Here is a 14,879-nt window from a genome sequence, read left to right as displayed (position 1 = left end):
GCTAGTACCTATTATTGTGGGTTTTACCCGCCGATGGATGCCAGATGTTTGGTGATGCCGGTGATCCCATGATGAAGATCATGAGTGGCTTTTTTCTGGTGCAGTTGCTGGTGCAGGCGTTCGATTAACTCTTGCTGCTGGTGATCGTGCTGTAATAAATCACGCAGGATTACCCCAGCCTCAGTAAACAAGCATAAATGCAATTTACCGGTGGCGGAGACTCGAAGACGATTACAGGTACTGCAAAAATCTTTCGAGTACGGCATGATAAGCCCAATTCGACCTTGATGATCAGGATGACAAAAATTCATCGCCGGTCCATCGGTGGCTTGCGGCAATTGATGAAACCAACCTTGTGCCAGTAATTTTGCCTTGATGGTATTTCCGCTTAGATGGTGCTCTTTGAAGTAATCACGACCGAGTCCCGTTTCCATCAACTCGATAAAGCGCACATCAATAGGGCGGGTTTTCAGCCAAGATAAAAACTTCGGTAGGTCGTTATCATTGAGTCCTTTGAGTAACACCGCATTAATTTTGATGCGTTCAAAACCGGCGTCTAAGGCGGCATCAATTCCACGCATCACCTGATGAAATTTATTCTCACCCGTAATTTGCTGGAATTGCCTAGGATCTAAACTGTCCATCGACACATTGATGCGTCTAAGACCGGCATCAAACCACTCTTTTGCGTGTGTTTCTAAGCGATAACCATTGGTGGTGGTGGCAATGGTTCGAATACCGTCGGTGTCATTGGCGGCACGAATGATGTCAGTAAAGTCTTTACGAAGTGTAGGTTCACCACCAGTGATCCTAACCTTTTGGGTTCCAACACTGGCAAAGGCACCTAATAAACGCTGAATTTCATCTAAACGCAAGAATGAAGGTTTACCATCGGGCTTATAACCATCGGGTAAGCAGTAGCTGCATTTAAAATTGCAAACATCGGTTACCGATAGGCGCAAGTAACTAAACTTACGGCCGAAGTCATCGACTAATTGGGACATGATCACCTTTCCAAATTCGGGAGGCGGTACCATTTCTGAGACCACCCTGGTAACGATTAGACCGTTTAATCCTGATCTATTGTTCGTTACGGCCAGTCATTCATATTTGTCAAAACGTAGAACAACGGGCTCGGAGATTCGTTGTGATTTGAGTATACGAAATACCTCATTGATAAGACAGCTAAAGCAGATGAATTATTGACCCTTATCAAGGTCGCGTTAATTATCTGTGACAGGTGAGAGCAAGATCACATAAATTAATTCAATGTGCTTGTGGGCTCTTTTTTGTTTGAAAGCGACATTTGAGGTAAGGTGAGCCTAAAAAACATTCGATACCAAATCGAAGTATCAAGACATCAAAGCAAAAGGTGAAATGATGGAACGCGAATCGATGGAATTTGACGTAGTGATTGTCGGGGCTGGTCCTTCTGGTCTTGCAACCGCTTGTCGTCTTATGCAAATAGCTCAAGATACAGAGCAAGAGTTAACCGTGTGTGTGGTTGAAAAAGGCTCTGAGGTTGGGGCTCATATCTTATCTGGGGCAGTATTCGAGCCTAAAGTGCTTGATGAACTGTTCAGTGATTGGCGAGATAAAGATGCACCTCTAAAAACCACTGTGACTCATGATGAAATTTATCTGCTGAATTCTGATAAAAATAGCCGTTTAATGCCGAATGCCTTTGTGCCTAAGACCATGCATAACGAAGGCAATTTCATCATCAGTGTTGGAAATCTTTGTCGCTGGTTGGCTGAGCAAGCCGAAGGCTTAGGCGTCGAAATCTTCCCAGGCTTTGCCGCCAGTGAAACCCTGTATCATGAAGATGGCAGCGTAAAAGGCATCTTAATTGGCGATATGGGCGTGGGTGAAAACGGTGAGCCAAAAGACAGTTACATGCCGGGTATGGAGTTGCACGCCAAGTACACGGTATTTTCTGAAGGGTGCCGAGGTCATCTTGGTAAAGAGTTAATCCAAAAATTTGACCTTGATAACGGCAAAACACCACAACACTATGGCATTGGCTTTAAAGAAATTTGGACCATTCCAGCAGATAAGCATCAAGCCGGTAAAGTGGTTCACACAGGTGGCTGGCCGTTAACAGAAGGTGCCTCTGGCGGTGGGTTCCTATATCACGCTGACGATAACCAAGTGGTCGTCGGCTTGATCATTGACTTGAATTACCAAAATCCACACCTTAGCCCATTTGATGAATTCCAACGCTATAAAACACACCCTGTTATCGCTAAAGAGTTAGAAGGTGGTGAGCGTGTAACTTATGGTGCCAGAGCCATTGCCAAAGGTGGATTAAACTCATTGCCAAAAATGAGTTTCCCTGGTGGTCTATTGGTGGGCTGTGATGCAGGTACATTGAACTTCTCGAAGATCAAAGGCACCCACACTGCAATGAAGAGTGGCATGATTGCCGCTGAAACCATTGCCGAAGCCTTAATGGCAGGTGTTGAAGGCGGAAAAGATCTCGACAGCTATCAAACTAAATTTGAACAAAGCTGGTTGTATCAAGAGCTCTATAGCTCTCGTAATTTTGGTCCTGCGCTGCACAAATTCGGCACGCTATTAGGTGGTGCGTTTAACTATATTGACCAAAATTGGTTTGGCGGTAAGTTCCCGATCACACTGCGTGATGAAATCCCTGATTATGCGCAAATGGCTGAAAAGTCGGCGTATAAAGTGATTGATTACCCGAAGCCAGACGGCAAACTCACCTTTGATAAATTATCATCGGTGTATTTATCCAACACTTACCATGAAGAAGATCAGCCGTGTCATTTAAAATTGACCGATGTGAACATTCCAATTGCGGTGAATCTTGAGAAATACGACGAGCCAGCACAGCGTTATTGCCCTGCTGGTGTGTATGAAGTGGTGGAAGACGCTGGCGAGAAGACCTTTGTCATTAATGGACAAAACTGCATTCACTGTAAGACGTGTGATATTAAAGATCCAAGCCAGAACATTACATGGGTGACGCCTGAAGGCGGTGGTGGTCCGAATTACCCGAATATGTAGTAGCCAGATAAAAATCGGCCGGATAAGACAATATTATCCGGCTTTTTTATGTCATTTCTTATTTAAGTCGAAACCCACTAAGCCCATAAAATTATAGCGGCCAGCTTGTCCCGCGGCAGCCTGAGTGGCTTTAAAAGTATATTGGCCTTGATAGGTAAGGCCGCTATCATCGGCGGCAAAACCGCTTAATGAATAAGAGCGAAAGGCACCAAGGTTATACACGTACTTTCCGTCTGGTGTGACATACAGATCTTTACTGTCACCTTTAGGCGCGTAATCTTTACGGTATGTAAACTGCTTTATGGTGACTGATGGGGATCCAAAAGGCTGATACTGTAAAGTCATAACGGCATTATTATCAAAGCTAGAAACGTAATAGCGGTATGGGAATGCGCTTTGTATTGAAGTCATTGCCATCCAGCCGTTATGAGTTAGGTGGGTGTTTCCATCTATCAATGGCAATTGGTTTTTAGTACTGCTTACAAGTTTACTATCAATGTTGAGTAACCCCGTAAAATCAGGCTGATCATCATTGTGATTCATTGATAAAACAAAGTTAAGGTTAACGCCAAAGTAGTCGTTTAAGAATCCACTGACACCAGCAAAACTCTTCGGTTGCCATTTACAACAATAAAACACACTTCCTGTATCTTGATCGAAGTAATAGGCGCGAATGAGACTAGGGTGCATAAAAAATTGCCCTGTCTCAGGTTGCTCTGTGAACAGGTGTGGGATACCTGCGGTCGAAACAAGCAGATACCGACCTCTTCCAGAGTCGGCTTCTCCTAACGAAATAGGACCGCCACTATCGCGGTTAAAGGTGAACAGAGGCGCTTTAAATAGAGTGAGCTTACCGGTATGACTGTCGAAAGTATATTCTGACACATTGCGTTGTGAGTCACTTTTATCTAAGACGGTAAGATCTTGATTAAAGTATGCTTCATTTGGGTAACGCTTTACCTGTTTTCCATCACCTTGAACGCTAGGGTTACTTTGCTGGTTTGCTACAAATATTCGGTATATTCCTGTTGGTAGCGGCACTTTTGGATCTTTTTTGGGAAATTTTGTTTGAGCGACCGCTAATAAGCTGACAGGACGAGTACCTCCAGATGATACTTTGTATAGGAAGGTTAAATTGCCGTTGGTTTTATTAATATTAAAAACTGTAAAGCTGTTATCTCCAGCATTGACTGTAAACAGATAGTGATCGACGATTTGCATTGCACCACTAGAGTCGAAATTACCCTTGGATAAGCCGTTTCTATTAGGATCGGCAGCCCCAGCTCCCCTTGTTGGATAACTGATTTCATTGCCCACTTGACCATTACTATAACGGGTTACTTGTAACACAGTATTGCCCTTAGGATCATTGGTGCTGGTGTAGATAAACCCAAGTGGTACAGGTTTGGGATCTGCTGATAAATCAACTTGTAACGTATGAACACTTATGGGTAATGACGTATTAGAGAGCCGATCGGCTAACGACATGGGGGAGATAACAATAGAAAAAAGTACAAATGTATTTAATGACTTAATAATAAGTTGAAATAAACGCATCTCAATGCCCAAACTGAGATAATAGAGCTCCGATTCTGGAATAAAGAGAAAATACAAACCAATTAATTTGAGTTAATTATTATTCATTGTTTGTTTGAGGTATTGGAGTCATTTAAAGAAGGACTTACCAAGTAATCGATTTAGCTTGATAGTCTACAAAGCAACCACTATCAGTTTCTGTTAATTGTTGACACACATCATAGAAGCGCTCAGCAGTTTGCCTCGGCGTTTGCAGTTGCTTGGGTTTGAGATTGTGTTGAAACGGTTTGGAGAGCTCAGTGTCCGTGGTACCGGGGTGAAACCCAAATAGACAGCAGTTTTTTAAAGTCCGTTGCCATTCAATACTAATGGTTTTTATCGCCATATTGAGCGCCGCTTTACTGCAACGATAGCTGATCCAACCTCCCAAGCGATTATCACTGATACTGCCTATCCGAGCTGAGAGCACGGCTAAATGGCTCAGTTGGCCATTATTCCTTAGTACTGATTGAAAGTGTTTCGCCAGCAGCAGAGTGGGTAGGGTATTAAGACTTATGTTTTGCGCGAAAAATTCATCATCAAATTGTTGCAGGCTTTTCTCTGGTAAGCGTTTTTCTGTATGCAAAAAGCCGATGGCATTGATCAATAAATCTAAGTGAGAAAACAATTGTGACAGTGAATGGATCTGGCTTTCATTGGTGGCATCTAGAGAATACCAAACTAGATTCGGTGCTTTTAGTTGGGGCTTGTTTCGATGATAAGTGGCGTAAATGGTAACATAATCAAAGCGTCTTAACGCCTCTTTTATCAACGCTTGTCCTATGCCGCCACTGCCACCGATGATTAGTATTTCCATATGTTTATGAATTGAAGGTCACTTACCTCTTTTATACGAGAGAAGTGACCTTTTTGTTCAACCTTAAGGTGTTTTAAAATCCCATATATTGCGCAGGATATATGGCAAGACCAATGTAACGTCTTGAATCATCGTTGGGTAAGGTTAACTGTAATGGCGAGTTATCTAACTCTGTCAACTTACCATCATTTGCGACTTGGAATATGGATACCGTATGGCTTTCACCACCAAGCACCAATGCCAATTCGTTATCACGATTAAAGATAATATCTTTGGCATCTCCAGCAGGGGCACTTTTTCTATCAACTTGATCAATGAGGGACAGTTGAGAGCCATCAACGTGAAAGTAGCTAATGCGATTAGGCTCTGATGAAACAACATATAAATTTCGGTTATTAGCACTGAGCCAAGTCCAACAAGCTGCAGGACGTCCATCTGCCATCACCTCCCCAGTTCCAGCAGGAATTTGATCGTCTAAGGTATTAAATTGGTTTCCAACGTCAGTCGTATCAAGTGTGATCACATTAGAGGCTTGTTGCGTGGCTGACAAAATCGCGTTAGTGACATACAAATAGCGACTGTCAGATGACCAGCTAAAGCCAACAGATGCTGAAATCCCACGATTAGCAAAGCTCCCCACTTCCTCAAGACTCAGAGTATCTTGCGAGAACTGAGTGTTAAATAAAAACACTCTGGAAGGTTGCTGCTGCGTTGGGTCAGCAGGGTTGGCAGCATTTGGGATCCCAAAGGTGGTCAGTGCGAGTTTAGTACCATCTGGGCTAAATGACGCTTGAACTGGTCCCCCAACTCCGACGGTGAAAGTATGAGGAGTGGCGAGTGGAAATAGGCGACCATTCTCAAATCGGAAAATAGCGATATTCCGTCGTCCAGGAAAATCATTATCCCTTAGGTCACTCATCGAATTGCCATCGGCATCGAGACAATCAAAAAAATTACGATTGTCGGCCACTTTTTCGCACTCAGGTGTTTGATACTGGTTCGTCACTACCGCGTACTGAGTACTGTTATGTTGAACGATATCAATTGAGCTGGGTCGATATCCTTGAGAGTCCATATTTTGAATACCATCGGTACTTAAATCTTGGTCAACACGGGTTAAGGCTCCGTTGGATGGGTTGATATCAAATACACTTATGCTGCCGTTAGTGTCGCCACCAGCATTGACAACCAGTAAGTGATCGTCAATCACTCGTATACTGCCTTGGTTGGGAAAACCTGCACCAGTACCTTGTCCACCTGTACTGTATTCAGCAGTTTGTTCAAGCTGACCATTGGATTTTAAGGTTAATGCGACAACATGGTTATCACTGGCACTGTTAGAGCTGGTGTAGACCATTTGTATCGAAGGCTTTTTGTGATCAGAGCAGGCGGAGATCGTGGCAAAGCACATAAGGGTAACAGCGGTTTTAAAAATCCTTTTCATGACTATCTAACTTCCATTTCAGAATAATGGATTAAGTATAGATAGCCATAGCATTTTTGCTTCAACCTAAAAATATTAGCTGGCATCGCCCTCAGCCGAAAAAATGATTGATAGCTGTACTAAGCTAATTAAGCGTAATAGGAAGTTATAGTCGTTTAAACAGGGAGTTTCGTTTTAATGATAGAGTTCAATGAATATATCAAGCTCACGGTAAGCTTATTTGCAATCACGGTTCCCGTCGCCGCATCGGCCGTCTATTTGGGGTTAACCAGAGAATATAGCCACATTGATAAATTAAAAACCATCGGCCTTACGGCGGTGATGTTTTTTTCTATTCTGACCTTGTTTACGTTTTTTGGCGAAAACATCCTTAACTTTTTTTCGATTTCTATCGAAGCCTTTAAGGTAGCTGGTGGTGCGATATTGTTCTTGAGCGCACTGCAGCTTGTCAGTAGTAAAACAAATATTAGTTCGAGCGATAACGATGAACAATCCTCAAGTCCGATGGCAATCGCTATTGTACCACTGGCTATGCCGATGTTAGTGGGGCCGGGCACGATCAGTACCGTCGTGATTTACACTCACATGCATCCTTCTTTGCTGCATGAGCTGCTAATGGTAGGCGTCATTTTAACGAATACTTTAATCATCATGTTAGTGTTTTGGTTGACGAATCATTTTGGAAAACTGCTCAGTGACAATGTGACCAGTATCGTAAATCGATTAATGGGGCTAATCATTGCTTCTATGGCGGTGGAGTTTTTATTAACGGGTAGTATTAGCCACATACAGCAAAATTGGGTACAGCCGTAGCCTTTTGTTCGAGCTAGCAATGCGGTTTTCTGTTGTTTATCCTATTGTAAGAAAACCGCGTTGATTAGACTAATGACACACAGAGCAGTTGGCATTAGGGTTGAGTTTCATTTCCCGCATTTGTAAGGTCATGGCATCAAACATCAAAATTCGACCTACTAATGGCTCACCTATTTGGGTAATAACTTTGATGGTTTCTAAAGCTTGTAAACTGCCCATCACCCCAATGACGGGGGCAAGTATCCCGGATTCCACACACGTCAGTTGCTGTTCACCAAATAAGCTTGAAAAGCATTGATAACATGGTGTATTTGCTTGGTAGTTAAACACTGTCAATAGCCCTTCCATACGAATGGCGGCACCAGAAACCAACGGGGTTTTATGTTGAAAACACGCATGGTTTAACTGCTGACGAATCGTGAGGTTATCGGTGCAATCCACCACTACATCGTGGTTAGCAACTAATATAGAGATTTCAGATTCATCAAGAGACTGATTAATGGCTTCAACATCAATATGAGGGTTAAGCTGTTTCAGGCTATCGGCGCCTGAATCCACTTTAGCGCGACTAATATCAGCATCATGATGTAGCACCTGACGCTGCAAGTTAGACAGCTCAACAGTATCAAAATCTACGATCGTAAGATGACCAACACCTGCAACTGCCAGATATTGGCTGGCAGCGCAGCCAAGACCGCCCATCCCCAATATCAATACTCGTGCTTGCTTGAGCTTTTCTTGACCGTCAATGTCCATGGATTTTATGGAGATTTGGCGGCTATAGCGCAACAACTCTTGATCCGTCAGCAGATCGTTTACAATATCGGTCACCACAACTCCCTATGATAAAACCTGATTAAACAGTTCGACTGTCACTTGGCTTCCAGCGACCATCTCGCCTTGCTCTCTCGGTACAATTAAAAAGCTGTTGGCTAAAGACATCGAGGTCAGCATGCCAGAGCCTTGAGCACCTGTAGTACTGACTTCAAGTTCTCCTTGTGCGTTACGAGATACCACAGCACGTTGATATTCCACACGACCCGGTTTACGGCGAATATCATGGGTTAAGGTCGCTTTGACAAGTTGACGTTTTAATCCACCACGCCCTTGCATTTTATGAATGAGTGGCAGTACCAATTGATAGTAAGTGACCATCGATGCGACAGGATTACCCGGTAACCCGCAGAAAATCGCATTAGGTAATGCCCCCATAGCGAATGGTTTGCCCGGTTTCATGGCTAGGCGCCAGAACGTGATTTTGCCAACCTCTTTTAGAACTTGCTTTACATAATCAGCATCACCGACCGATACGCCACCAGAGGTCAATACCAAATCCGCTTGCTCTGAGGCATTTAAAAAGGCTTGTTTAATCGCATTGGGGCAATCTTCAATGATGCCAAGATCAATCCATTCCACGCCTGTTTTACTGAGCAGTCCACGAATGGAGTAACGGTTGGAGTCATAAATCTGCCCAGGCTCTAGCTCTGTGCCCACAGGCTTGAGTTCATCACCAGTGGAGAAAAACGCCACTTTGAGTTTACGAAATACCGTGACTTTAGCTTGACCTAAGGTGGCGAGAACACCGAGCTCAGCAGCTCGAATTACAGTGCCTGTTTTCAATACTGTTTGCCCAATACTAACCTCTTCACCTTTTGAACGTACATTGGCGCCTGTTTTTCTTGGGTGAGTAATACAGATTTGATCGCCTTGTACTTCCGTTTGCTCTTGCATCTGTACGGTATCTAACGCGCTTGGTACTTGAGCGCCTGTCATAATACGAACACAGGCGCCAGTAGGGATATCACCAGTAAACGGATGCCCTGCAAAGGCTTCACCTACCAGTGTTAAGCTGGTGATATCAGTGTCTGAGTTGAGGTCGGCAAAGCGAAACGCATAACCATCCATTGCAGAGTTATCAAACGGCGGTAAGTCGATTTTTGAAATGACATCTTCTGCCAGCACATGATCCAAAGCCTCTTCCAATGGGAGAGCTAAGGTGTCTGTAACAGTATTGACTTGCTCAAGTAATAATGGGAGAGCATCATCAGGGTGGATCAGTTCTGGTTTTGCACAAGGATCGGACGGCGTAGACATACAATTCACTTTAAAAGTCTGGTTATGGGCGTAATGCTGCCACTAGCTGAGGGGTAAGTGCAAGTGTAGAAAAATAAACTACGTATCAGTTTGATCTATAACAAAATGGGGTTGCAAATAAAAATTATTCTTATTTAACAGTGTGTTATGTGATCTTGTGTTGTTGATTTTTTATGTGGGATGGCTCACAATATGACTATTATGATGTCTCCAGCTCAATTGAGGTAAATACATGTTAACGGACGTGATGGTTAAGCAGTTGAATGATCAAATCAACTTAGAGTTTTTTTCTTCGAATCTATACCTACAAATGAGCGCTTGGTGTGAAGACAAAGGCTTTGATGGTGCAGCAAAGTTCATGCGTGCTCATGCTGAAGAAGAAATGGAACATATGCGCCGTTTGTTCACTTATGTAAGTGAGACGGGTGGTATGCCGTTAATTGGTGCCATTGAATCTCCGCAGTCTGAATTTGATTCGTTATTGTCATTGTTTGAGCATACTTATGAGCATGAGCAAATGATCACTGGCAAGATCAATGAGTTAGCTCACCATGCTTTCACTAACCATGATTACTCAACATTCAACTTCCTACAGTGGTATGTCGCTGAGCAGCATGAAGAAGAAAAACTGTTTAAGTCGATTGTTGATAAAATCCGTTTAGTGGGTGAAGACGGTAAAGCGCTATTCTTCATCGATAAAGATCTTGAAGTGATGGCTGGGCAAGGGCACGAAAGCGTGATGAATGCGCAGATCAGCGCGGGATAATAAACGTTTTTTTCCAGTTATCCTATGAGAAAGCAGCCTGAATTGGCTGCTTTTTTATTGATAGCACATGAGGTGTTGCTGAAGGAATGAAGAGGTTAATGTTACTGGTTTTTATTGGTGTTGTGGCAGCACTAATACTTTTTGATCTCTATCGAGGTAAGGTGTCTGTTCGAAACGGCCACTATACTTTGACTGATGAGCCTTCAATGTTTTGGATTAATATCCTCATTCGTCTAGGTATCGCGCTGGTTTTCATTATGCTTTATTTCAGAAAAAAGAATAACTAAAACCGAATCAAACCGATTGCGCTTTTTTAGCGTATTTTTACATTCAGTAAACAGTAAGCAAATAGCCGCTAGGATAGTGCTATCTATACATAAAATTTGCTGGAAATATTATGGCTGAAGGTGCGGCGTCTACATCACGTAGTTTTACTTTAGAATCGGTTTGGGACTGTTCTGATCAATGGCACTATAAGTTATCAGAAAATGATGTAAAGGGCTTATCAGTATTTGTTCCTCCTAAAGATCAGCCTGATTGTGAAGTTAACCCTGTTACATTTACTTATACCTACAAAGTAAGGACTTTAGGTGGATGGGGACCTAAAATAGAAGAGTCTTATACTAATATGATGTGTATTGATCGTGATTGGGAGTCGGAGCAAAAAGAAGTATTGATCTACTTCTGGAATCACACAACTACCGATGACATTCATAATGATTTTGCTGAAAAACTTCAACAGCTGTACAGAATCGCAGAAAAAAAAGGTGTGGACCTAGATCTAAACCAAAAAGCAATATTAAAGCGGGCTGAAATGGGGGAACAAGGTATGTATCGATACAAGAATGCAAGTGGAGAAGAATTGATCACTGTTCATAAAAAAACAGCCGAGGCAGCAAAAACTACAAAGAAAGCATTTTGGAAAAGGTAGGTTTTGTACTTAGATATATTCTGTTATTGCTTTTTCCATTACCCTTATTAGGGAAGTATCAATTTTAGCTTTGAGATTTCTATTATGGCTGAAGAATTGGTACTTGATGAGTCACTCCATTGTTATGTTTCACTAAAAAAGCGGTAATTAATGCCAGTAATAAATCCAACTCAATGGTGGGTCTATATGATCCAATGCGCTAATGATGGACCACTGTATACAGGAATAACAACAGATGTTGAACGTCGATTTAATGAGCATCAAACAGGTGGTGCAAAAGCCGCAAAATTTTTGCGAGGTAAAGGGCCATTGACTTTGCTTTATAGTGAATCAGTTTTTGATAAAAGTACGGCACTAAAAAGAGAAATAGCCATAAAAAAGCTCTCTCGGACTCAAAAGCTAGCCTTAATAAAAAGGCAATGCTGAGCGATGCTACTGCTCAGCGTTGCGTCGGGAAAGAGTTAATCTTCTACGGATACAGGCCCATCAATATCTTTAAAACTCAAGCTTCCAGAGCCTGAATCAATAATATTCAGCCCTTTGGTGTGCCTAACCTTGATACCACCAGAGCCATCATCAATCGTGACCATTCCATTAATATGTTCGGCGTAGATACTGCCTGAACCGTCATTGATGTCGGTATCGCCACCAATTTGGGTTAACTCAATGCCACCCGAGCCGTCATTAATATCCACAGTGCTTTGGGTTTCTTCAATATCAATGTCACCCGAACCGTCTTTAATACGAATCTTGCCCGCTATTTGAGCTAAATCGATATCACCGGAACCATCATTAATGGTTACAGCACCCGTTTCAGTAACCTCAATACTGCCAGAGCCATCGTTGATTCGAATTTTCTTGCCTTGATGGACAGTAATGCCGCCAGAGCCATCATTGATATTGATGTCGGCATTCACCGAGTTGATGTCAATATCACCTGAGCCGTCGTTGATATCCAGCATCAAGCTTTCAGGTACGGTAATGGTTAAATCAATTCGAGGAGAACGGTTATAAAAGCGCTGGTTATCAAACTTAGCGATTAATAAGGCACGCTGACCACTGGGTTTTAAGGTGAGAATGGGAGAAGCATCCTTATAGGTGTATATGTCCGCTTGAACTTGGACACTTTGCTGTCCGCGGACACCGGAGATTTTTAAAAAACCAGAGGTCACTTCTGCTTTTAAACTGGCTAATTGCTCAGTGGATAATTCTAGGGTTTGCTGCTGATGTAGCGTGGGCTCGGCGTGGGCGCCCCCGATATGAATGATGCAGCCACTGAGTAACAGTGTCGTTGATGCTAATAGAAGAGTGGAAAGTGCTCTCATGTGTCTATCCCTAGTTTATTTGATTTAAAACTGGGATAGCACAAAGCATGCCAAAGGGTAATGTGTTGATTATTCGCTGTTTTTCATTTTTCGCGTAAGGCGAGAGTAACTAAGTTCATCAAAAGTTGGTGAAAATGCTCAATCATCACAGGAATAACGACGATTGAGCATTGAGCTTAGCTTAGTGTTGTCGATAGACGGGGTATTTTAAATATTGGTTGTCGTAATATGGACTGCGCTCATAAAACCAACGTAATCTGGCTTTCGGATCAGTGGCAAAAGTTTTATCTTTTAAGGCTTGTTCGAACTCAGCTTTTAGCTTGGTGTTCAGCATTTGTTGTGCCATTGGCTCAACCGCATAGGCTTCCATATATTCAGTGCGAGTGAAAATCGGGTTAAAAAAGCCCCACTGTAAAAAGGAGTCGGGTGATTGAGGCTCTAACAACATCATCGCTAAATCCCCTAACGGTTGCTTGGTATCGACTCTCACCGTTCCCTTCGGCAACTGTACTTTTACTTTTTGCAGTGTCGCTTTTACTTTGACTCGCTGATGGCTCTCATAAGACTGCTTAGCGAATTGGTGTTCATCAAAGTGGTATTGTTTCAGGCTTAGTGTTTGCGGCTGTTCTAGTCGAGTCATGCGAATGCCATGAACGCTTAAACGCTCAATTACAGTTTGCCATTGCGGTGGAATATAGTAGGCATTAGGTCGAGTGACTTGAATGTCGGGAATGGTGTTACCAATTACGGGTAGATTGGGATAAAGCTTAGGCTTTCCCGTCCAGCGGACCACTTCATTGCCACTGATAGGACTCGTTTCTTTGTAATACTCAATGCCTTTAAAGTCCCAGCCTTGAGGCTGAGTTTCACTTTTCCACGTTAAGGTTACAGTGTCGGGAAACGCATATTGGTCTTTTCTAATGGCGGTTTTAAGTTGAGTGCCATGTTTCGCGACGGTTTTCAAAGTTTGTTCAAGGTAAATATAGGTACCCAGCACCCGCTGTTTAAACGGCTTTAAGCTATGATTTTCCACCAGTATCGTGGGTAAGTGACGAGCATGACCATAACCATCGGAATAACGCTGTGATGCTATCCACTGATACAAGCCTTTAGAGAGATCGGTTTTATCCATCGCAAACACTAAAGGGCCGGGAATGTGTCCGGCTTTAGAGAGCTCGGTATCAATTGCGGGTTGATAAACGTCATGTAACCATTGATAACTATTTTGGCTTAATCCGCGAGGTAAGTTATAGCCATAGGTGATGTCATATTGGTAATCGATGCCATCAGTGACATGAACGTCGATATACAAATCCGGTTGCCATTGATTGATGGCTGACAGCATATGACGCATTTCTATTGAGTCGGCTTTAGCGTAATCACGATTAAGATTTAAATTAGTGGCATTGGTGCGCCAACCCATATCGATTGGACCACGCTGGTTTACGCGATTGTGGATACTGGAACGCTCGTGACCATCCACATTAAAAATCGGCACAAATAAGAGGTTTACGTTATCTAACAAATTGGCTTTGTCGCCTTTTACCATATCGCGAAGCAGCATCATGCCGGCATCTTTACCGTCGATTTCACCGGCGTGGATCCCTGCTTGCACTAATACGGTGGGTTTACCGTGATGGTGAAGGGCTTTAGGAGCATTAACGCCTTCTTTACTGGCGACGATCATCCAAATATCACGCCCTTGGGGGCTTTTACCTAAGCTGACTTTATGGAGCAATGATGTTTCACTGATCAAGGTATCTAGCCATTCAAAGGTATCATGGTAATTGGGGCTTTTAAGCCCTTTTGAGCGCTCAAAGGGCGTACTCCATACATGGGGTGGGTCTTTCATGATGGCTAGACTTTGACCTTGCCAATGCGGAAGCGGAGGTAGGATATCATCGTTAACAAACTGAGGTTCAGCCATCGTTGAAAAGGTCGTTGTTGCGGAGATTATGGTCGCTAGCAATAAGTGAAAGCGGTGAGTTTGCATCCTAGGCATCCTAATGATTCGTTCCAAATAAAAGAGATTATCTTTTCTTATTTCCTCACAAACAACAAACGAAATTGGTATAATTTTACCG

12 protein-coding genes, 1 pseudogene and 1 riboswitch are annotated in these 14,879 nt (G+C 42.9%); of the genes and pseudogenes, 5 read left to right on the top strand and 8 right to left on the bottom strand.

What is annotated here, in order from left to right:
• Positions 1-23 precede the first annotated feature (23 nt).
• Entirely contained in the window at positions 24-1,004 is a 981-nt protein-coding gene (gene moaA, locus E2H97_RS17980; protein ID WP_133408392.1) for a GTP 3',8-cyclase MoaA, read from the bottom strand.
• Positions 992-1,152: riboswitch (molybdenum cofactor riboswitch) on the bottom strand. It overlaps the preceding gene by 13 nt.
• A 228-nt stretch (positions 1,153-1,380) precedes the next feature.
• On the opposite strand from moaA, the gene E2H97_RS17975 reads away from it, so the two are divergent.
• The gene (locus E2H97_RS17975) at positions 1,381-3,030 is read left to right on the top strand and encodes an electron transfer flavoprotein-ubiquinone oxidoreductase (protein WP_133408703.1); all 1,650 of its coding nucleotides are present in this window, start codon (positions 1,381-1,383) and stop codon (positions 3,028-3,030) included.
• Positions 3,031-3,081: 51 nt separating this feature from the next.
• On the opposite strand, the gene E2H97_RS17970 is transcribed toward E2H97_RS17975, so the two are convergent.
• The 3 genes from E2H97_RS17970 to E2H97_RS17960 all read right to left on the bottom strand — a co-directional run bounded on the left by E2H97_RS17970 (position 3,082) and on the right by E2H97_RS17960 (position 6,866).
• Positions 3,082-4,587, bottom strand: coding sequence for a hypothetical protein (locus tag E2H97_RS17970; RefSeq protein ID WP_133408391.1), 1,506 nt, complete (start codon positions 4,585-4,587; stop codon positions 3,082-3,084).
• 124 nt (positions 4,588-4,711) lie between these two features.
• Complete coding sequence (locus E2H97_RS17965; protein WP_133408390.1) at positions 4,712-5,422, bottom strand: SDR family NAD(P)-dependent oxidoreductase; 711 nt, start codon at positions 5,420-5,422, stop codon at positions 4,712-4,714.
• A gap of 73 nt (positions 5,423-5,495) precedes the next feature.
• Positions 5,496-6,866 carry a beta-propeller fold lactonase family protein gene (locus tag E2H97_RS17960; protein WP_133408389.1) on the bottom strand — a complete coding sequence of 457 codons (1,371 nt, stop codon included), beginning with the start codon at positions 6,864-6,866 and terminating at the stop codon, positions 5,496-5,498.
• Positions 6,867-7,043: 177 nt separating this feature from the next.
• Between E2H97_RS17960 and E2H97_RS17955 the strand changes: the two genes are divergently transcribed.
• Positions 7,044-7,679: a MarC family protein gene (locus E2H97_RS17955; protein ID WP_133408388.1), complete on the top strand. Its 636-nt coding sequence runs from the start codon at positions 7,044-7,046 to the stop codon at positions 7,677-7,679.
• Between the two features lie 69 nt (positions 7,680-7,748).
• On the opposite strand, the gene moeB is transcribed toward E2H97_RS17955, so the two are convergent.
• Together moeB and moeA are read right to left on the bottom strand one after the other, a co-directional pair.
• Positions 7,749-8,510, bottom strand: a complete 762-nt coding sequence (moeB, locus tag E2H97_RS17950; RefSeq protein ID WP_133408387.1) for a molybdopterin-synthase adenylyltransferase MoeB — start codon at positions 8,508-8,510, stop codon at positions 7,749-7,751.
• Positions 8,511-8,519: 9 nt separating this feature from the next.
• A complete protein-coding gene (gene moeA / locus E2H97_RS17945; RefSeq protein WP_133408386.1) occupies positions 8,520-9,773 on the bottom strand; it encodes a molybdopterin molybdotransferase MoeA in 1,254 nt (417 codons plus the stop codon).
• A gap of 232 nt (positions 9,774-10,005) precedes the next feature.
• Between moeA and ftnA the strand changes: the two genes are divergently transcribed.
• The 3 genes and pseudogenes from ftnA to E2H97_RS17930 form a co-directional block, all read left to right on the top strand.
• Positions 10,006-10,539 carry a non-heme ferritin gene (gene ftnA / locus E2H97_RS17940; RefSeq protein WP_133408385.1) on the top strand — a complete coding sequence of 178 codons (534 nt, stop codon included), beginning with the start codon at positions 10,006-10,008 and terminating at the stop codon, positions 10,537-10,539.
• Positions 10,540-10,936: 397 nt separating this feature from the next.
• Positions 10,937-11,470, top strand: coding sequence for a hypothetical protein (locus tag E2H97_RS17935; RefSeq protein ID WP_133408384.1), 534 nt, complete (start codon positions 10,937-10,939; stop codon positions 11,468-11,470).
• A 180-nt stretch (positions 11,471-11,650) separates the two neighbouring features.
• Positions 11,651-11,896: pseudogene (locus E2H97_RS17930) on the top strand (GIY-YIG nuclease family protein); the annotation flags it as partial.
• A gap of 35 nt (positions 11,897-11,931) precedes the next feature.
• Here the strand turns inward: E2H97_RS17930 and E2H97_RS17925 are convergent.
• Both E2H97_RS17925 and E2H97_RS17920 read right to left on the bottom strand, forming a co-directional pair.
• On the bottom strand, positions 11,932-12,795 hold the full coding sequence (locus E2H97_RS17925; RefSeq protein ID WP_133408382.1) for a DUF4097 family beta strand repeat-containing protein: 864 nt from the start codon (positions 12,793-12,795) through the stop codon (positions 11,932-11,934).
• Between the two features lie 181 nt (positions 12,796-12,976).
• Positions 12,977-14,788 (bottom strand): M14 family metallopeptidase, encoded by a 1,812-nt coding sequence (locus tag E2H97_RS17920; RefSeq protein WP_425466796.1) that lies wholly within the window; start codon positions 14,786-14,788, stop codon positions 12,977-12,979.
• Positions 14,789-14,879: the final 91 nt, after the last annotated feature.

It is taken from the genome of Parashewanella tropica (assembly GCF_004358445.1).
In the GTDB taxonomy this organism is placed as follows: Bacteria; Pseudomonadota; Gammaproteobacteria; order Enterobacterales; family Shewanellaceae; genus Parashewanella; species Parashewanella tropica.
This window is presented reverse-complemented; position numbering and strand designations above follow the sequence as displayed.